A 17,952-nucleotide genomic window follows, 5' to 3' on the forward strand; every position below is an offset into this window, starting at 1 on the left:
GCAAGGGTAGCCTGCGTCAGATAGACCATTTTGTGATGGGGACCTCACTTCAGGGGTCGAGAATTCGTGACAGATTTTACCGCGTGGCAATGGTTTGTGCTGGTGCAGCACGAGCTTCTGCTATTTGCAGGCGTTTTCTTTCTAATCGGTGCGTTGGATGAGTTAGGCATTGATTGTGCCTATCTGTGGTTTCGCCTTGCAGGCCGAATCCGCACCGAAACACTTGGCATTGAGGCTGATCACCACGAGCTGACAGGACTGGCTGCAGTTTTCATTCCTACATGGCAGGAATCAGCTGTAATTGGTGCAACGATCTCGCATGCGTTGAATGTCTGGCCGCATTCCGCTCTTCGCATGTATATTGGTTGTTACCGTAATGATCCGGCGACGATGAGTGCGGTATTAGAGGCGACATCGGGTGATCCTCGGCTGCGCTTGGTGGTGCATGATTGCGATGGGCCGAGCACTAAGGCGGATTGCCTGAACCGCCTTTACCAAGCCCTGCAAACAGACGAGCGCCGATTGATGCAGTCCGCTCATATGATCGTTCTGCACGATGCGGAGGATATGGTTGATGCAGCAGCGCTCACGCTGCTTGACCGAACTATTCGCGGAGCTGAATTGGCGCAAATTCCGGTTCTGCCAATGCCGCAGCCGCACTCGGTTTGGATTGCTGGGCATTATTGCGAAGAATTTGCAGAAGCGCATGGCAAAGCCATGATGGTGCGCGACGCAATTGGCGCCGGTATGCCCTTGGCAGGTGTCGGATGCGCAATCTCCCGACCTATACTAACCAAGCTTGCAAGCACCACAGCTGATCGCGGTCCATTTGCGGCCGATTGTCTTACCGAGGATTATGAGTTGGGCCTTGGTGTAGCCGATATGGGCGGAAGAGCGAAATTTGTTCGACAACGTTACCAAGATGGCCGGCTGGTTGCCACTCGCGCCTGTTTTCCAGCCCGGTTGGATCAGGCAGTCAGGCAAAAGACCCGCTGGGTGCACGGCATAGCGTTTCAAGGGTGGGACCGCCTGGGTTGGTCAGGCAGGCCTGCTGAATTCTGGATGCGATTGAGGGATCGGCGCGGGCCTTTTACTGCGATTGTGCTCGCGGCAGCTTATGTTTTGTTGATCCTGTCTGCGGCTGGGTGGGCATTGTCATCGGCGGGTTTTGGCGAGCCGCTAGACGTATCTCCAATCCTTCAAATCGTCTTGGCACTCAATTTTGTGAGTTTTGCCTGGCGGGTGACTTGGCGATTTGCATTCACCGCTCGAGAATATGGAGTCGGTGAAGGGCTGCGTGCTATTCTAAGGGTACCAATTGCCAATATCATCGCGATTATGGCCGGGCGGCGCGCTTTGGTAGCCTATTGGCTCAGCCTTAAGGGCCATGCACTAAAATGGGATAAGACAGACCATTTTGAACATCCGGTCATGATGCCGCTACGCGACAATACGATATGACAATCGCGATCAAGCGGCGTGCTGGACAGCCTGTGATCGCCTTGGCGCTTATTATTGTACTGTGGGTCGGATTGCGGTCAGTCCTGTGGCAATCTCCATTCACGGCAATTATTCCGGTGGATATGCCCGAGTATTTGCCAAGCTTTGCTGGCGTTGGTGATCAAACGATCACCCTCAAATCGCCAGATACGAAACGCCGCGCCATGGTGCTGTTGCCTCGAAAAAGTGGCATCCACCGAATTGATGCGCTTGACGCTCGATCCGAGGAGTTTGCGTTCGCGCCCGTTCGCAAGCAACAGTTTCTGCAACAGGAAGGCCTTTGGAAGAGGACTCCACTGATAAAACGATCAAGTAACGCCGCTTCACATCAGGTTCTTTGGATGGCGGCGTTGGCGCGCTTGCCAGCGCCGGAAAGATATGCGCAGATCATCCGTCGCGGCCCAAATCCATCAGGCACCAAAGGTGAGCGCCAGCAGGAGGCCCGACAGAAAAAACAAGCGCGGTGGTCCTTCGACAGTTGGGCGTTTTATCGATCAGGCGGAGGTACAGCTCGGGGCAATATTGGGCCGATGCCGGCAGCGTATGGTAGCAGCCAGGCAGGCGGCATTCTACGGTACCGGCTTGCATCCCGCGATCAATCTGTTTCCAAGGCATATCTGAGAATAACAAAGGCGCTGTCAGGTGACGAGGGCGGCGATATTGCCGCAGGCCTCTCGTTGCAGCCAATCAACCAATTACCGATCTCAGTACAAGGCGAAATGCGGGTTAGCCGGATTGGCGACGAGTTTGAACTGCGTCCTGCCGCGCTTGTGGTAACCGAGTTTCCGCCAATAAAATTGCCCTTGGGATTGCAAGGGGAGGTCTACGCGCAAGGCGGCTATGTCGGGGGCGATTTTGCTACGCCATTTGCGGATGGTCAGGCTAAAATTGAACGGGAATTCGTGTCATTTGATTTGGGAAGAGTTCGTGCAGGAGCCGGCGCCTGGGGCGGGGCGCAAAAGGGCGCATCGCGGCTTGATGTCGGTCCGAGTGCAAGCTTAGTGTTGCCGATTGCAAAAGGCACGGCGCGCCTTTCGGTTGATTACCGGCACCGCATTGCCGGTAATGCCAGCCCTCCTTCAAGTGTCGCAATTACACTTTCGACGGGTTTCTAACCCAATCCAGCTTTAAACCATCACGTCCGTGCGGTAGGGCGCAAGTATGGACGTTTATCTCCCCATCGCAAATATGTCAGTCAATGGGCTGGTAATTGTTGCGCTTGGCGGTCTTACCGGCATTCTCTCGGGGCTCTTCGGCGTCGGCGGCGGGTTCCTGACCACACCGTTGCTGATTTTTTACGGCGTCCCGCCAACGGTTGCTGCTGCATCAGCCTCGACCCAAGTTACCGGGGCCAGCGTCTCAGGCGTATTCGCACATTCAAAGCGAAAAGGCGTCGATTACAAACTTGGCGGTGTGACCGTGGTTGGCGGCATTTTCGGTGCCGGCCTAGGCGCTGTCCTGTTCCGTTTCTTTGAATCGATTGGCCAAATCGATGTGGTCATTAATATCCTCTACGTCTTGATGCTTGGCACAATCGGCTCTCTGATGGCAAAGGAAGCATGGGAGACGATTAATCCGCCGGATAAGGAAGCGGCTGCCAAAAAGGCCCCCAAAAGGCGCCATCATCCACTCGTAACAGCATTACCACTGCGCTGGAGGTTCTATCGTTCAGGCCTGTATATTTCGCCGCTCGCGCCTCTTATTTTAGGTTTGATTGTGGGGATTTTGACAATGCTGATGGGTGTTGGCGGAGGATTCATCCTGATTCCCGCAATGCTGTATATTTTGGGCATGAGCGCGAGTGTGGTTGTTGGCACCTCGCTGTTCAATATTCTGTTTGTAACCATCGCGACGACCATGATCCATGCTTTGACGACCCAAGCCGTCGATATATTGCTCGCAGCGTTCTTGCTTATCGGTTCGGTGACCGGCGCACAGGTCGGTTCGCAGATTGCGCAAAAGGTAAAGCCGGAATGGCTGCGTCTCGCACTTGCAGTGGTTGTGTTGATGGTAGCGATCCGGATGTTGTTAGGCCTTTTGTATCAGCCAGATGAAATCTTCTCGGTGACACAATTATGACCCGGCTTGCGATCCTGATCCTGTGTTTCTTTGCACTGACCGGACAGCGCGATCCCATTTTGGTGCCCGAAGTTTCGCAACATGAAATTCAGGTCAGGCAAGGTTTCACAGGCACGGAACTTCTGCTGTTTGGTGCCATTCTTGACCCATCGGGTTTCCGCGCCGGTGAAGATTACGATATCGTGGTGGTCCTCAAAGGCCCGACCGGGGCAATTCGGCTGCGTGAAAAAGAGCGTTTGGGGCCAGTCTGGATCAACGCGCAAAGCAACGCCTTCCGTTCCGCTCCATCGTTTTTCGCGGTCGCATCATCCAGGCCCGTACTGGAAATCGTGGATGAACGAACCGCCGCAATTTACGAATTGGGGTTGAAGTTCATTCAACTCTCGCCCGGCGGGACCATAGATCCGGAAGAACAAATCCGGTTTACTGAGGGTTTAGTTGATTTGCGCGAGAGGCAGGGGCTCTACAAAGAGGATATGAGCGGTGTCCAAATCAGCGAGCAAGTGCTTTATCAGGCCCGAATCTCACTCCCTTCGACCGTTCAGACAGGCACCTATACTGCAGAAACTTTCGCTATTACGCGAGGGCGGGTGATCGCGTCTGCAATCGCTGAGGTGGAAGTTCGCAAAGTGGGCTTTGAACGCGCTGTTGAAGTCTATTCGAAAGAGAACGCGTTCATCTATGGGCTGGCTGCGGTCTTCCTGTCCATTTTCATGGGCTGGATGGCGGGCAGGCTGTTTGCGTTGATTTAGTCGCGCCGCCAGCACCAAGGTTGACCTGATCTTAACCAATTCGCGTCTAAGCCCAAGTCTAGCCAAAACAAAGAATTGGGCGCGAACATGGGTGATATGGGTAACCAGAACTTCGAACAGCCGCAGGCACAGCCAGTGGCGCCGAAACCGGCGAAGAGTGACAATGCGAACCAGCCCATCGGTGTGGTTCTCGAAATTGCAGGTTCGGGTTCTCAGATTGCGCTCGATCTTGAGCGGCTTAACGAGTGCATGGCGGATGATGATCCGTCGATCGCCCTGGCCGGCCAAGTTGGCAGCCAAATCAAAATCCGCATCGGTAATGCGTGGCTTCTTGCGAATGTTCGCAATCAGCGGCAGGATCGCCGGGCAGGCGGCAGCATCATTGCCAATATCGATTTCCTTGGTGAAGGTCAGGAAGAAAAGCTGACCGGAAAAATTCACGGCTTCCGCCGCGGGGTGACGCGTTATCCAGTTCCCGGTGCCCTGATTTACCCGGCAACCACGTCGGACCTCAAACAAATTTACGCCAGCGATGGCCGCTCCAACATTCAAATCGGCACCGTTTATCCGACAAAGGATATTCGTGCCGGAATCTATATTGATGCGATGCTGGGCAAGCATTTCGCGCTGCTCGGATCGACCGGTACCGGTAAATCCACCAGTGCAGCGCTTATCTTGCACCGTATCTGCGAAGCCGCGCCAGACGGACATATCGTGATGATTGACCCGCACGGCGAATATTCTGCTGCGTTTAAGACGAACGGTCAGATCTTTGATGTTACCAATTTGCAGATGCCATATTGGCTGCTGAATTTTGAGGAGCATTGTGAAGTTTTGCTGACCTCGCACGGGAATGAGCGGCAGATTGACGCCGACATTCTCGCCCGCTGTCTGCTGGAGGCGCGCAAGAAGAACCGGCTCGCTGATACTATGGGCAAGATTACTGTCGATTCGCCGGTGCCTTATTTGCTGTCCGATCTCGGCAACGCCATTCAGGACCAGATGGGCAAATTGGACAAAGCGACCAACACCGCGCCGTTCATGCGGATCAAGAACAAGCTGGAAGAGTTGAAGAGCGATCCGCGCTATCAATTCATGTTCTCCGGCATGTTGGTTGGCGATACGATGGCTGACTTTATTTCCAAGGTTTTCCGTATGCCGGGCAATGGCAAACCGATTTCGATTATCGACGTTTCGGGTGTTCCTTCGGATATTACGTCGACCGTGGTTGCTGTTCTCAGCCGGCTTGTGTTCGACTTTGCAATTTGGGGGCGCGACGAAAAAACCCGCCCCATCCTGCTCGTTTGCGAAGAAGCGCACCGTTATGTGCCGAACGAGGCGAATGCGGATGGGTCTTCGGTTGGCAATATCCTAGGCCGGATTGCCAAGGAGGGCCGGAAATACGGAATTTCTCTGGGCCTGATTACCCAGCGCCCTTCCGATCTTGCCGAGGGCGTCTTGTCGCAATGCGGCACGATTATCTCCATGCGTTTGAACAACGACCGCGACCAAGCCTTCGTGAAGGCTGCGATGCCCGAAGGCGCGCGTGGTTTCCTTGATTCCATTCCGGCGCTTCGTAACCGCGAGTGTATTATTTGCGGCGAAGGTGTCGCCATTCCGATCCGTGTTGCGTTTGATAACCTTGAAGAAATCAAGCGGCCCGCTTCGGAAGATCCAAGCTTTGTCGAATTGTGGAACGGCAGTGGCGGTGAGGAAGACGCGGTCCACCGTACCGTTCAACGCTGGCGTGCGCAGGGCGTTTAAGGGCTTAGCACAGCGGGATCACGTACCGCGCGTGTCCCCGAACAAGTGGATATGAAGCCGGTCGGTCATGCGAAAACCATGATCGAGACAGCATTGCGTCAACCATTGCTCGCGCTCTCTTAACACCGCGCTTTGTGTCCCCTCGGGCATCAAAAACACCCGTTTTTTGGGTAGCGCGTGAGCCCGAACCAATTCAGCGACTTCCGCCACATCTTCAGGTGTCGCGACCACAAATTTAAAGAAAGCGCGGGCATCGCCTGAATAGCTTCGGAGCCGCTCCGGGATCAGCGCCAGTTCGGCAGCATTGCCGCTATGCGCCAGTTTCGGGCTGACATTATACTGATCAACCCGGATATCGAGCCGCGCAGGGGCGGTGGTCGTGCCGTTGGTTTCCACCTCTACGGTCATATCAGGCAGCAATTCGAGCAATCCGGCGAGCGGCCCCGCTTGTAACAAGGGTTCGCCGCCCGTGATAATCAGCCGTGATTGGCCCAGCGCTTCTATCCGTGCTGCGACATCGGCAATTTCCAGTGTGATTTGATTGGCCTTACGCTCGAAAGTTTTGTCATCGCGGTGAGTCCGGTCATCGCCATCAAAGTGCCACGTATAGGCCGTATCGCACCAAACGCAGGCAAGGTTGCACCGCGACAGCCGGATGAAGGTGCAGGGCGCACCGGCGCTTGGGCCTTCGCCCTGGACCGAGGCGAAGATTTCCGGTTCGCCCGGAGTGGTGGTGGCGAGGACTAGCGGCATAGGTCAAAAATAGGGTTTAGGGTTACACCTGTCACCTAACACACCTCCGGTAAAGCGCTGATCTTAATCGATTTGCGTGTTGGAAAGCGGGTTACACTTTTGCTCGGGTCCGCGATTGTGCTGTTTTGGTGGGCGCATTGGTTCATGGTGTGACGCTTGTGGCACAGAATGGCGAAGTAGGAAAATCGGCACTGTATAGCGGCAAGCCTACCCCAACCGTTCCAGCGCCGCTTTCAACCGTTCGACTTCCGCGCTGTGATGCGCATGATCGGCTTTTGCTTTTTCGACCGCTTCCGGCTTGGCGCGTTCGACAAAGTTCGCATTCCCAAGACGGCCTTCGAGTGCATTCGCTTCTTTTGCCGAGGTTTCGAGAGCATTATTGAACCGCTTGCGAGCGTCCTCAAGGTCCACTTCGCCGAAGAAATCCAAGCGCCCTATTAAGCCCTTAGTGACTAGTTGCACTTCACCTTCGTTCTCTACGGCTATCAGAGTTGAGGCATCTCCGCCCAACGCAGCTCCAATTTCTTCAAGTTCTTGCATTCCAGCATCGGGAGTTCGCACCAAAATTTCGGAAGCACGAGTCAGTCGCTTAATTTGCAGCAGGTTCTTCTCGAGGCGTTGAAACAGCTCATTTGTAACCGTAGAAACAAATATTCGCATTGGCTTAGCAGCCGCGCCAAGCGCAGCCTTCGTTGAACGAATCTCTTTGATAAATCCGAGCGTCCATTCGACCTCGGTCTTCGCCTCAGCATCAACGCCCGCGCTGAATTCAGGCCATTTGGCGGTGATTAGCGGGTAGTTGGCCCGGTCACCCTGCGCGTTCCACAGTTCCTCGGTGATGAACGGCATGAACGGGTGGAGCATCACCAGGATCTGGTCGAGCACCCATCCGGCAACGGCCTTGGTCTCGTCGTCAAAGTTCCCTTTGATCAGTTCGATATACCAATCGCAGAATGTGTCCCATGCGAAGTGATAGATGATGTTTGCGGCAGCGTCGAAGCGCAGATCGGCCATCGCCACATCCAGCTTGGCCAGCGTTTCTGCAACTTCGCCGATGATCCAGCGATTGACCGCGCTGGTGGCTGCCGGAGCCTCCAGCGTGGCCGATGCAGTAATGCCGTTGGTTTGGCAAAAACGCGTCGCATTCCACAATTTGGTCGCGAAATTGCGGTATCCTTTGACCCGCTCATCATCCATTTTGATGTCGCGGCCCTGGCTTTCCATTGACGCCATAAAGAAGCGCAGCGCATCCGCGCCATATTGGTCAATCAGGCCAAGCGGATCGACCACATTGCCCTTGGACTTGGACATTTTGGAACCATCCGCCGCGCGCACGAGACCGTGCAGATAGAGCTTTTTCCACGGCGCTTGGCCCGTCAGATGCATCCCCTGCATCGCCATCCGCGCATCCCAGAAGAACAGGATGTCGAAGCCGGAGATTAGCAAATCATTGGGGTAATGCTTCTGGTACAGCGGCGCGTTTTCATCGGGCCAGCCAAGCGTGGCGAAGGGCCACAAGCCGGAGGAGAACCATGTGTCGAGGACGTCTTCGTCGCGTTTGAGTTTCACGCCTTCCCCAGCTTGGGCCTGAGCCTCATCTTCGGTCATAGCGACATAGACCTTGCCGTTATCGTCGAACCATGCCGGAATCCGGTGCCCCCACCACAGCTGGCGTGAGACACACCAGGGCTGGATGTTCTCCATCCAGTGGAAGAAGGTTTTTTCCCAGCTTTGCGGGATGATCTCGATATCGCCGTTTCGAACGGCTTCCATCGGTGCGACAGCCAGTTTTTTCGCATCGACATACCATTGATCGGTCAGCCATGGTTCGATCACCACGCCGCCGCGATCGCCGAACGGGGTCGCGATGGTGCGCGGTTCGGAATCCAATTCGATTTCCTCGCCCTTTTTGGTTTTGGTGATGTGCGGGATCAGGAAGCCAAGTTCCTTCAGGCGCTGCACAACCAATTCGCGCGCGCCATCAACGCCGTCGCGCTTGAAACGGTGCAGACCAAGGAATTCGTCAGGCACCAAGCCATCGGCAGTCTGGCAAACATTCGCCTCACCATCGAGCATATTGAACATGTCTGCCGGAGCAAAGCCTGCGCGTTTGCCAACATCGAAATCGTTGAAATCGTGACCCGGTGTGATCTTCACCGCGCCCGAACCCAATTCAGGATCGGCATGTTCGTCAGCCACGATTTTTACGCGGCGACCAGTGATCGGCAGGACGACTTCCTTGCCGACTACGCTGGCATAGCGCTCATCATCCGGGTGCACAGCAACCGCCATATCGGCGAGCATCGTTTCGGGCCGCGTTGTCGCAACCTCGATATAATCGCGGCCATCTGCCAGTTTCACACCGTCTGCGAGTGGATATTTGAAGTGCCAGAACTGGCCTTTCACATCCTGTGTCTCGACCTCCAGATCGGAAATCGCCGTTTTCAGCTTGGGGTCCCAATTGACCAGCCGCTTGTCGCGGTAAATCAGTCCGTCATTATACAGATCGACGAAGACTTTCAGCACCGCATCGCTGAAATGCGGGTCCATAGTGAACTGCTCTCGGCTCCAATCCATCGAACAGCCAAGGCGGCGCAGCTGGGTGGTGATCGTTCCGCCGCTTTCCTCTTTCCATTCCCAGACCTTTTTGACGAAGTCCTCTCGGCTGTAATTGGTACGTTTGTCCTGACGTTCCTCCATCTGGCGTTCGACCACCATCTGGGTGGCGATGCCAGCATGGTCCATGCCGACGACCCACAGGGCATCTTTGCCGCGCAGCCGTTCATACCGGATCACAATATCCTGCAACGTGTTGTCGAGCGCGTGGCCGATGTGGAGGTTGCCGGTAACATTCGGCGGCGGGTTCACGATGGTATAGGGCTGCGCATCGGGGCGTTCTGGCCGGAACAGGCCGTTTTCCTCCCAATGGGAATACCACCGCTGTTCAATCGCGGCTGGGTCGAATGTCGTGGAGAGTTCGGTTGTCATGGTGCTCAATATATCACAAAATTGTTTGTGCAGCCTTTGCCAGCGCATGTCAGGCGACGCAACGTCTTGTGATGCGCGAGTTTTCCTCGCATAGGTTACAAATATGAGCGGCAGGGCGGAATTCACTCTCGAAGAGCATGGCGAAGGCGGTACCAGCCTGACGCTATTCGGCCCCTATCTTGTTTCAACTATTGGCGAAATTGATCGCGAGCTGCGCAAGATCGGCGGTGACATCGACCGGGTGGATTTATCCGGTGTGGATGCGATTGACACAGTTGGTGCATGGGTCGCGTGCAATTTTGCGGCCCGGCATAATGCGGAAATCACCGGCGCGAGTGAACGCGCGCAACGTTTGCTCGATGCGGTCGAATCAGCTGGCAACGATGCGAATATCGCGGCAGAGCGATTGCCATTCTGGACCCGCATTCCGGTGCATGTCGGCGGATTAACGATCCAGTTCTTCTTCGGCGTGCTGGGGGTGATCGGCTTTTTCGGTCAAATCCTGATGGCTTCGGGCAGCCTGATCCGGCATCCAAGCCGTTTCCGCGGAAAGGCGCTGGTTCGTCAGTTGGAATTGGTCGGCGTCAGCGCCCTGCCGATTGTCGGACTGATGAGTTTTCTGATCGGGATCGTAATCGCACAGCAAGGCGCGGTGCAATTGCAGCAATTCGGCGCAGAAACTCTGACCGTCAATCTGGTCGGGCGGATTACTTTACGAGAGCTTGGCGTGTTGATGACCGCGATCATGATTGCGGGCCGGTCCGGTTCGGCCTTTGCGGCGCAAATCGGCACGATGAAGCTGACCGAAGAGGTCGATGCGATGCGCACGATCGGGATTTCCCCTATCGAAGCGCTGGTGATCCCGCGTATTCTCGCCTCGGTGCTGATGATGCCGTTGCTCGGATTTTATGCCGCAGCCGTAGCGATAGTGGGCGGCGCGGTGGTCGCGGATTTGGCGCTCGACATACCGTTTCTGACATTCCTGTCGCGGATCAAGGAAGTGGTGCCAACGTATGACCTTTGGGTCGGCCTGATTAAGGCACCGTTCTTTGGACTGATTATTGGCATGGCGGGTTGCTATAATGGTATGCAGGTGAAGGGCAATTCCGAGCAAGTCGGGCGCCGCACAACGCAGGCGGTGGTCTCGGCCATCTTCATGGTTATCGTGCTTGATGCATTCTTCGCGGTGTTCTTTACCGAAATGGGTTGGGGCTGATGGCTGACGACGCACTACCCGAAGAATTGAAAGGACGCTTCGTCGATGAATTTCCAATTGTGGTCGAAGGACTGGTCAATCGGTTCGGCACGCAAACGGTGCATGATAATCTTTCGCTCGAAGTCCGGCAGGGAGAAATCCTAGGTGTGGTAGGCGGATCGGGCACCGGCAAGTCGGTGTTAATGCGCTCAATAATCGGGCTGCAGCGACCAAATGACGGTGACATACGGGTATTCGGAAAGTCGATCACCGAAGCGGAGCCGGATGAAGAGATCGGTGTGCGCAGCCGCTGGGGCGTGTTGTTCCAGGGCGGGGCGCTGTTTTCCACCCTGACAGTGGGCGAAAATGTTCAAGTTCCGCTCAAGCAATTCTATCCCGAAATCAGCAAGGAACTTCTAACCGATATTGCGCGCTACAAGGTGATGTTGTCGGGCCTGCCGGAAGACGCTGCGGACAAATACCCTTCCGAATTGTCAGGCGGGATGAAAAAGCGCGCAGGCCTTGCCCGGGCGCTGGCGCTCGATCCCGAATTGCTGTTTCTAGACGAGCCGACCGCTGGCCTCGATCCCATCGGCGCGGCACGGTTTGATCAATTGACGCGAGAGCTGAAGGAAACGCTGGGCCTGACCGTATTCCTGATCACCCATGATCTTGATACGCTGTACGAAATTTGCGACCGCGTGGCCGTACTTGCCGATAAGCAAGTGATTGCCGTGGGCACCATCCCGGAATTGCTCGAGACTGAACATCCGTGGATTCAGGAATATTTCAACGGCCCACGGGGCCGCGCCGCGCAGGCTAGCCAAAAACGGGACAAGCGTAAGGCAGCGACAAGTTCTTCGCGATCAATGGACAACCGCCCCCCGAAACGGGCATAGAGGACAGATATGGAAACGCGGGCAAATCATCTTTGGGTCGGTATCGTCACACTCGCGCTGCTCGGCGCGCTGGCGGCATTTATCATCTGGATCGCGCAACTGGGTCAGGGCGAGCAGAAGGAATATGACATCTTCTTCAAACAGTCGGTGTCTGGCCTGGCCAATGGCTCGCAGGTTTCTTTCGCAGGTGTTCCGGTGGGGCAGGTTTCGCAGATTACCTTGTCGGAGAAAGACCCGGAATTTGTCCGTGTCCGCATTCGGGTGAAGAAGGATGTGGCCATTTTGGTCGGCACCGCTGCAACTATCCAAGGCTCATTCACCGGGGTGTCGACGATTTTGCTAGATGGTGCGCGGCAAGGAGCGCCGGCGATTACTTGTGAAACCACCGCATGTCCCGAGGGGGCACCCGTAATCCCGCCCAAGCCGGGCGGTTTGGGTGAGTTGCTCAACAGTGCGCCTGTTTTGCTTGAACGGATTGCGACGTTGACCGAACGGCTGACATTGTTGCTGTCGGATAAGAACCAAGGCGAGATTGCCGGCATTTTGGCCAATACCAATCGTATGACCGATCAATTGGCGGACACTGGGCCGCAATTGAAGACGACCTTGGCCAGCTTGCAAGGCACTTTGGATGAGGCGACCAAGGCATTGGCTGCGTTCGAACAAGTTACGCAGTCAACCGACAATTTGATGAACCAAGAGGGCGCGGCGCTTGCTCAGGAACTTCGCAAGACCCTGACATCTGCGGACAGTGCGGCAAAGTCACTGAGCGCAACGCTGGAAGATACAAGGCCCGCCGCACGTCAATTGGCGACCCAAACACTGCCAGCGGCGGAGGCGACTTTACAAGATCTGCGCGCGACCAGTCAGGCGCTGCGTAGCATAACCGAACGGCTGGAAAATGAGGGCGCAGCTTCGCTGCTCGGATCGCCGCCACTGCCGGATTATGAGCCATGAATATGAATAAGGCCCCAGACGCGAAGAGCCAAGCTGCCAAAAGGAAACAGCCGATGAAGGCATGGATGAAGACAATCGTCGCAGGCGCTGCGGTGCTCGGCCTGTCGGGCTGCATCAGTCTCGGTTCCGAACCGCCGCCGAGTTTGCTGACGCTAACATCGACCAGCAGCGTTGCGGCGGGTATGACTTCCACCGGTACTGCGGACAGCGCGATTAAGATTCTGGAACCCGAAGTTCCCCAAAGACTGAATGTCACCCGGGTTCCGGTTCAGGTTGATGCGACTGAAATCGCCTATCTGAAAGATGCGGTTTGGGTCGAAAGACCCGCGCGCTTGTTCCAGCGGCTGTTGGCCGAAACGATCCGTGCCAAATCCAATCGGCTGGTGATCGACGGCGAAGATCCCGGCCTGATTGCCAAGTCGCAATTGCGCGGCACCTTGCGCGAATTTGGCTATGATGCGGCAACCTCTTCGGTCATTGTCAGGTTTGATGCGGTGCGAGCCGGCGCAGATGGCGCGATTGAAACCCGCCGGTTTGAAAGCGTCCAATCAGGTGTTGTGGCAGAGACCGGACCCGTTGGTGATGCGCTCAATCGCGGGGCCAATGATGTCGCCAGTCAAGTTGCGGACTGGATTGGCTAGGGGCTACCGGGTCAGTGTGTAAAATTCCCAAGCGGTCATGAAATCGGCGGTCCGGCGATTGCGGACAGCCTGCGCTTCGTAATCTGCGCCCCATTGCTCGATCTGCCAGTCTTCTTCCAGATTGGCCGCGCCCCACAACGCTTCGGCATCGGCGCCGGCTTCCAGTGCCGACATACCGATGCACAAGGATGCGGTCAGCGACGTCATGGTCAGCAGCGAAGTGAGCGCGAATTCATCGAGCGCGCTTAGGCGATTCGATAATTGCGTAGCGATTTCGGGCGATTGGGGCCGATGAATGATGCCGCTCACGCGCTGCATCATCACACCTTCGCGGGCTTCAAATTCGTTCAGCAGCGGGTCCCAAACCTCTTGCTGCCGCGCGAAAAAGTGGCCGCCGGGATCCGCACGATAACACAGCGTGTCGGTTTCCGCATATTTCAGCAATTTGGCAATCGGGTCTGCGCGGTCCGGGCGGACCATATCGATGGTGTAATCCACATGATCGCGAAAGCGGAATAATGCCGGATCGATCTTATCGCCTTGTGCGTCCCATTCAGCCGCCAGCGTTTCAGCGAGCGAGCGGGTTGGCGCAATTTGCGCTGATCCAAGTGCGGTTTTTACCGGCCGCCCATCCAATTGGACTTGGAAGCCCCCTTCTGCCTCGGCAATCCCGGTATCTTTGTAAAAACGCTTCATATCGGGAGAATCAATCAGGTGTCCGCCAGCGCTTGGCGAGCAGCAAAGGAAAAATGAAGAATCCGGCCATTCCGGCGGCCAGCAAAATATAGCCGATCCATACTGGCGCACCAGCGGTACCGTTGGCGATTAGCAGTCCGGTCATGACTGCAATAGCGCCGACGAGCCGGACCATGCTAAGCATGAAAAAGCGGTTTCGCGCCAAGGCTTCTTCTTCGCTGGGGCCGTTATCGGGTGCTTTTGTCACAGCAGCATCGCCCCCAATTCACGGGGGTTTCTGGCGATGGCTTCCGCGCCTTCTGCCAGCAGTTCTTGCGGCGTATGATACCCCCAATCGACCCCGATTGATCGTACTCTGGCGCTGCGCGCCATGGTGATGTCGAATGTGGTATCGCCAATCATCACCGCGCTATCTGTATTTACCGCGTCATCGATCAAGGCGGCATCGGCAATCGCCGCTTCGAGCATCGCAGGGTGCGGTTTGGATGGGTGACGGTCAGCGGTTTGGAGCGAAACGAAATGGTCGTTCAAGCCATGTGTCATCAGACAGGAAAATAGCCCGCGATCCGATTTTCCTGTGGCAACCGCAAGCAGCCATCCTGCATCGCGCAGCCGGTCAAGCAATTCGGGGATGCCGTCAAACAGGGGTTCCTGGAGGCGGCCTTCCAACCGGCTTGAGCGAAAGGCGCTCTTATACGCATCGACTGCGGCGGCGCGCTGGTTGCCGCTGGCGGATGGTGCCAGCTCGCTTAGCGCTTGAGGCAGGCTCAGCCCGACAATGCGGCGCACCGAATGACGATCGGGCGCGGGCAAATCAGCCGCATCAAAGGCGATTTCCATCGCCTCGCAGATGCTGGCTTGGCCATCGACCAATGTCCCGTCGCAATCAAATATGGCGAGTTTGCCGCTCACTTGGTTTCCTCATCGCTCACAAGGGTCCGCATCAATTCGGCAATTGCGTGCGAACCGTTTGCTTGCAGGCCCTCTGCAATCCGTGCGCGGTCACCGGCGCTATCATCCTGCGACAATTTTATCGTATCGCGCCATGCGAAAACTTCCATTTCGAAACCTACAATGCCTGCAACCAGCTTGCGTTTACGCTCGTCGGTCAGCTCGGCCATCGACCATGGCTTACCGCCCTCGGCTCGTCCTTCATGCCTCCGCGATAGGTTTTCGAGCATTGCTAGCGTGCCTTCGGCCTCCATCCCGCGAACCGGACCTTCGAGCTCGAGCGCAATGAAATTCCAGGTCGGGACTGTGTTGCGGTCTTCGTACCACCGGGCAGACACATAGGCATCGGGGCCGTTGACCACCAACAAAGCGGTCTGCCCAATCAGATGTTTGGCCAGCGCATTACCGCGAGACAAGTGAAATTGCACGGCCCCGTCACCTGTCGAAAGCAGCGGTGTGTGCGCGACCCGCGGACCATCGCTTGTTTGGGCAAAGACCATGCCGATGCCCACTTGGTCGATCAGGGTTTCCTGCAATGCGCGGTCGCCGCTTCGATATGCGGAATTGGGGTGCATCAGCTTCTGCCTCTGCCTCGACCAGCTGTTTTATTGGCACCTGTAGGCTTGCCGCCAGCAGGTTTACCGCGTGTGGGTTTGCCGGCCGGGCCGTTGGCGAATTTCTTGGGCGATTTTTTGCCGAGCTTCTTCTTGGGGCCTTCGCCTGCGCGGCCTTTTCGCTCGCCGCGCTGGTCCTTGCGGATTTGCTTGGAATATTGCTTGGCGACACGCTTCTTGGTGACTTTGTCCATCGGCCCGCGATCCTGTTCGGGTGCGGCATCGCTGTCATTCTCGTCAAAGCCAAGCTGTTCCATACTGCTGGCGAAATGTTCGGGCAATTCAGCAGTTACGTCGAGCGGCGCGCCATCGGGGTGGTCGATAATCAGGCGGCGTGCGTGAAGATGCATTTTGCGGCTGATACTGCCGGTCAGGAAAGCATCCTGACCGCCATATTTGCCGTCGCCAACGATAGGGTGGCCAATCGCGGCCATATGGACACGAAGCTGGTGCGTGCGGCCGGTGAAGGGTTGCAGTTCCACCCACGCGGCGCGGTTGCCGGCGCGGTCGACAACCCGGTATTTCGTCTTCGCGCTTTGCCCGTCTTTCTCGTCGACGTGCATTTTCTCGCCACCAGTGCCCGGTTGCTTGGCGATGGCGGCTTCGATGATGCCGTCATGCACTTCGGGCACGCCGACAATCAGCGCCCAATAGACTTTCTTGGCCGACCGGCCCGAGAAACGCTTGGAGAAAAACGCTGCGCTGCCAGGTGTGCGGGCAGTCAGCAATACACCGCTGGTATCTTTATCAAGCCGGTGCACAAGGCGCGGGCGCGGGGATTTTTCATCGGCGAATGCATCAAGCAGGCGGTCAACATGGTCGCGCGTGCCGGTGCCGCCTTGCGTGGCTAGGCCGGGCGGCTTGTTGAGCACAATCGCAGCCTTATCCTGTGTAATCAGCATCCGCTCGGCGCGTTCGATATCCTCGTCGGACAAATCCTCACGCTTGCGAGGACCGCGTGCGGCGGTCTCCCCACCTGGCGGAACGCGCAGAACCTGGCCCGCTTTCAGGCGGTCTTCGGGTTTGACCCGTCCGCCATCAATTCGGATCTGCCCCGTTCGCGCCCAGCGACTGACCATCGCAAAGCCGATTTGCGGCAGATTGCGCTTGAACCAACGGTCCATGCGAATGTCATCATCATCGGGACCGATGGTGAATTGGCGGACGTTGTCCGACGGCTTGGCCTCATCCCAAGGATTGTTTGTCGAACCCTCTTTCGGTTCGCTCCCTTGCGATTTTTCGGATTTTGAACGGTCGCCGCTCATGCTGCCAGCCTCATGATAATCAATCCAAGATATAAGCCGACCAAACCGGCAAGAACCGAAACCAGCGCGTAAGTAAGAGCAAGACCCGATTGGCCGCGCTCTATCAACAGCATCATTTCGAGGCTGAAGGATGAAAAAGTAGTGAACCCGCCGAGCAAGCCGACGCCTACAAGTAATCGCCAATGATCACTACCCGCGCCGCTATGCTTCGCAAGAAACCCCGCTAGCAATCCCATAGCCAAGCTGCCGACGACATTAACTGCCAGCGTCGCCCACGGAAAAGCAGTGACTGTTTGCGGGCCAAGCCATCCGGTCATAGCGCGGCCTGCCTGATACCGTAAGGCAGCGCCAACAGCGCCGCCCAACGCAACGTTGATTGTGGCGGCCAGAGGAGTGAGTGAGGACATACCCGGTCCCTTAGACGCGCTGGCGGCAAGTTGAAAGCCGCTTCGCTCTTGCCAAAAGACCCGCGATTCGCTAATTGCCTCTGCGTTCGAGCCGGTCCCTTGCGGATTCGGCCCCTTTTCGTTGATTTTTACGGGGCATGACCGCGTTACTGCGGGCCAAGTCCTTTTGCACTGAGGTTTTTGAATTTATGCAAATCATGGTTCGCGATAACAATGTCGACCAAGCTCTCCGCGCGCTCAAGAAGAAGCTGCAGCGTGAAGGCGTGTATCGCGAAATGAAGCTGCGTCGGCACTTTGAAAAGCCAAGCGAAAAGCGCGCCCGTGAAAAGGCTGCTGCAGTTCGCCGCGCTCGCAAGATGGATCGCAAGCGCGAAGAACGTGACGGCTAATCGCCTGACACGGTAAACTCCGGCTTGAACTAGGCCTTTGTATAAGCCATCAGGGCGCGGAGAGATCTGCGCCCTTTTGTTTTGGGTGCGACCAAGCTGAAA

General features: G+C 56.3%; 18 protein-coding genes. 10 read left to right on the plus strand and 8 right to left on the minus strand.

Annotated features, from left to right (window positions below; all coding sequences use genetic code 11):
• The first annotated feature begins 66 nt into the window (after positions 1-66).
• The 5 genes from GRI36_RS05530 to GRI36_RS05550 all read left to right on the plus strand — a co-directional run bounded on the left by GRI36_RS05530 (position 67) and on the right by GRI36_RS05550 (position 6,095).
• The gene (locus GRI36_RS05530; protein ID WP_160597549.1) at positions 67-1,461 is read left to right on the plus strand and encodes a glycosyl transferase family protein; all 1,395 of its coding nucleotides are present in this window, start codon (positions 67-69) and stop codon (positions 1,459-1,461) included.
• Positions 1,458-2,615 carry a hypothetical protein gene (locus tag GRI36_RS05535; protein ID WP_160597550.1) on the plus strand — a complete coding sequence of 386 codons (1,158 nt, stop codon included), beginning with the start codon at positions 1,458-1,460 and terminating at the stop codon, positions 2,613-2,615. Before GRI36_RS05530 ends, GRI36_RS05535 begins: the two co-directional genes overlap by 4 nt.
• A 46-nt stretch (positions 2,616-2,661) precedes the next feature.
• The gene (locus tag GRI36_RS05540) at positions 2,662-3,579 is read left to right on the plus strand and encodes a sulfite exporter TauE/SafE family protein (RefSeq protein ID WP_160597551.1); all 918 of its coding nucleotides are present in this window, start codon (positions 2,662-2,664) and stop codon (positions 3,577-3,579) included.
• Positions 3,576-4,331: a TIGR02186 family protein gene (locus GRI36_RS05545; RefSeq protein WP_160597552.1), complete on the plus strand. Its 756-nt coding sequence runs from the start codon at positions 3,576-3,578 to the stop codon at positions 4,329-4,331. Before GRI36_RS05540 ends, GRI36_RS05545 begins: the two co-directional genes overlap by 4 nt.
• Positions 4,332-4,418: 87 nt before the next feature.
• Positions 4,419-6,095, plus strand: coding sequence for an ATP-binding protein (locus GRI36_RS05550; RefSeq protein WP_160597553.1), 1,677 nt, complete (start codon positions 4,419-4,421; stop codon positions 6,093-6,095).
• Between the two features lie 18 nt (positions 6,096-6,113).
• Here GRI36_RS05550 and GRI36_RS05555 read toward each other — a convergent pair whose 3' ends face one another.
• Positions 6,114-6,848 carry a 7-carboxy-7-deazaguanine synthase QueE gene (locus GRI36_RS05555; protein ID WP_160597554.1) on the minus strand — a complete coding sequence of 245 codons (735 nt, stop codon included), beginning with the start codon at positions 6,846-6,848 and terminating at the stop codon, positions 6,114-6,116.
• A 207-nt stretch (positions 6,849-7,055) separates the two neighbouring features.
• Positions 7,056-9,836, minus strand: coding sequence for a valine--tRNA ligase (locus GRI36_RS05560; protein ID WP_160597555.1), 2,781 nt, complete (start codon positions 9,834-9,836; stop codon positions 7,056-7,058).
• Positions 9,837-9,939: 103 nt separating this feature from the next.
• Here GRI36_RS05560 and GRI36_RS05565 point away from each other — a divergent pair, with 103 nt between their 5' ends.
• The 4 genes from GRI36_RS05565 to GRI36_RS05580 are packed head-to-tail and all read left to right on the plus strand — an operon-like array spanning position 9,940 to position 13,528.
• Entirely contained in the window at positions 9,940-11,052 is a 1,113-nt protein-coding gene (locus GRI36_RS05565) for an ABC transporter permease (protein ID WP_160597556.1), read from the plus strand.
• Positions 11,052-11,930, plus strand: coding sequence for an ABC transporter ATP-binding protein (locus GRI36_RS05570; RefSeq protein WP_160597557.1), 879 nt, complete (start codon positions 11,052-11,054; stop codon positions 11,928-11,930). The genes GRI36_RS05565 and GRI36_RS05570 overlap by 1 nt, the downstream gene beginning before the upstream one ends.
• Positions 11,931-11,939: 9 nt before the next feature.
• Positions 11,940-12,887: an MlaD family protein gene (locus GRI36_RS05575; protein WP_160597558.1), complete on the plus strand. Its 948-nt coding sequence runs from the start codon at positions 11,940-11,942 to the stop codon at positions 12,885-12,887.
• 2 nt (positions 12,888-12,889) lie between these two features.
• Positions 12,890-13,528: an ABC-type transport auxiliary lipoprotein family protein gene (locus GRI36_RS05580; protein ID WP_235902173.1), complete on the plus strand. Its 639-nt coding sequence runs from the start codon at positions 12,890-12,892 to the stop codon at positions 13,526-13,528.
• 3 nt (positions 13,529-13,531) lie between these two features.
• Here the strand turns inward: GRI36_RS05580 and GRI36_RS05585 are convergent, their stop codons facing one another.
• From GRI36_RS05585 to crcB, 6 genes are all read right to left on the minus strand, one after another.
• Positions 13,532-14,224, minus strand: a complete 693-nt coding sequence (locus tag GRI36_RS05585; protein ID WP_160597559.1) for an ATP12 family chaperone protein — start codon at positions 14,222-14,224, stop codon at positions 13,532-13,534.
• Positions 14,225-14,234: 10 nt separating this feature from the next.
• Complete coding sequence (locus GRI36_RS13715) at positions 14,235-14,471, minus strand: hypothetical protein (protein ID WP_202392289.1); 237 nt, start codon at positions 14,469-14,471, stop codon at positions 14,235-14,237.
• Positions 14,468-15,136, minus strand: a complete 669-nt coding sequence (locus GRI36_RS05590) for an HAD hydrolase-like protein (protein WP_160597560.1) — start codon at positions 15,134-15,136, stop codon at positions 14,468-14,470. Before GRI36_RS05590 ends, GRI36_RS13715 begins: the two co-directional genes overlap by 4 nt.
• Positions 15,133-15,750 carry an FMN-binding negative transcriptional regulator gene (locus GRI36_RS05595; protein WP_160597561.1) on the minus strand — a complete coding sequence of 206 codons (618 nt, stop codon included), beginning with the start codon at positions 15,748-15,750 and terminating at the stop codon, positions 15,133-15,135. The genes GRI36_RS05590 and GRI36_RS05595 overlap by 4 nt, the downstream gene beginning before the upstream one ends.
• Entirely contained in the window at positions 15,750-16,913 is a 1,164-nt protein-coding gene (locus tag GRI36_RS05600; protein ID WP_235902386.1) for an RluA family pseudouridine synthase, read from the minus strand. The genes GRI36_RS05595 and GRI36_RS05600 overlap by 1 nt, the downstream gene beginning before the upstream one ends.
• 137 nt (positions 16,914-17,050) lie before the next feature.
• Entirely contained in the window at positions 17,051-17,461 is a 411-nt protein-coding gene (gene crcB / locus GRI36_RS05605; RefSeq protein WP_160597563.1) for a fluoride efflux transporter CrcB, read from the minus strand.
• A gap of 188 nt (positions 17,462-17,649) precedes the next feature.
• On the opposite strand from crcB, the gene rpsU reads away from it, so the two are divergent.
• Positions 17,650-17,850: a 30S ribosomal protein S21 gene (gene rpsU / locus GRI36_RS05610; protein WP_160597564.1), complete on the plus strand. Its 201-nt coding sequence runs from the start codon at positions 17,650-17,652 to the stop codon at positions 17,848-17,850.
• Positions 17,851-17,952 lie beyond the last annotated feature (102 nt).

It is taken from the genome of Pontixanthobacter gangjinensis (assembly GCF_009827545.1).
Lineage (GTDB): Bacteria > Pseudomonadota > Alphaproteobacteria > Sphingomonadales > Sphingomonadaceae > Pontixanthobacter > Pontixanthobacter gangjinensis.

Bases quoted from the DNA above. Each gene is read 5' to 3' on its own strand.
- crcB (WP_160597563.1), bottom strand. From the start codon at position 17,461: ATGTCCTCACTCACTCCTCTGGCCGCCACAATCAACGTTGCGTTGGGC.
- GRI36_RS05560 (WP_160597555.1), bottom strand. From the start codon at position 9,836: ATGACAACCGAACTCTCCACGACATTCGACCCAGCCGCGATTGAACAG.
- GRI36_RS05575 (WP_160597558.1), top strand. From the start codon at position 11,940: ATGGAAACGCGGGCAAATCATCTTTGGGTCGGTATCGTCACACTCGCG.
- GRI36_RS05550 (WP_160597553.1), top strand. From the start codon at position 4,419: ATGGGTGATATGGGTAACCAGAACTTCGAACAGCCGCAGGCACAGCCA.
- GRI36_RS05570 (WP_160597557.1), top strand. From the start codon at position 11,052: ATGGCTGACGACGCACTACCCGAAGAATTGAAAGGACGCTTCGTCGAT.
- GRI36_RS05535 (WP_160597550.1), top strand. From the start codon at position 1,458: ATGACAATCGCGATCAAGCGGCGTGCTGGACAGCCTGTGATCGCCTTG.
- GRI36_RS05580 (WP_235902173.1), top strand. From the start codon at position 12,890: ATGAATAAGGCCCCAGACGCGAAGAGCCAAGCTGCCAAAAGGAAACAG.
- GRI36_RS05565 (WP_160597556.1), top strand. From the start codon at position 9,940: ATGAGCGGCAGGGCGGAATTCACTCTCGAAGAGCATGGCGAAGGCGGT.
- GRI36_RS05555 (WP_160597554.1), bottom strand. From the start codon at position 6,848: ATGCCGCTAGTCCTCGCCACCACCACTCCGGGCGAACCGGAAATCTTC.
- GRI36_RS05600 (WP_235902386.1), bottom strand. From the start codon at position 16,913: ATGGACCGTTGGTTCAAGCGCAATCTGCCGCAAATCGGCTTTGCGATG.
- rpsU (WP_160597564.1), top strand. From the start codon at position 17,650: ATGCAAATCATGGTTCGCGATAACAATGTCGACCAAGCTCTCCGCGCG.
- GRI36_RS05540 (WP_160597551.1), top strand. From the start codon at position 2,662: ATGGACGTTTATCTCCCCATCGCAAATATGTCAGTCAATGGGCTGGTA.
- GRI36_RS05585 (WP_160597559.1), bottom strand. From the start codon at position 14,224: ATGAAGCGTTTTTACAAAGATACCGGGATTGCCGAGGCAGAAGGGGGC.
- GRI36_RS05595 (WP_160597561.1), bottom strand. From the start codon at position 15,750: ATGCACCCCAATTCCGCATATCGAAGCGGCGACCGCGCATTGCAGGAA.
- GRI36_RS05545 (WP_160597552.1), top strand. From the start codon at position 3,576: ATGACCCGGCTTGCGATCCTGATCCTGTGTTTCTTTGCACTGACCGGA.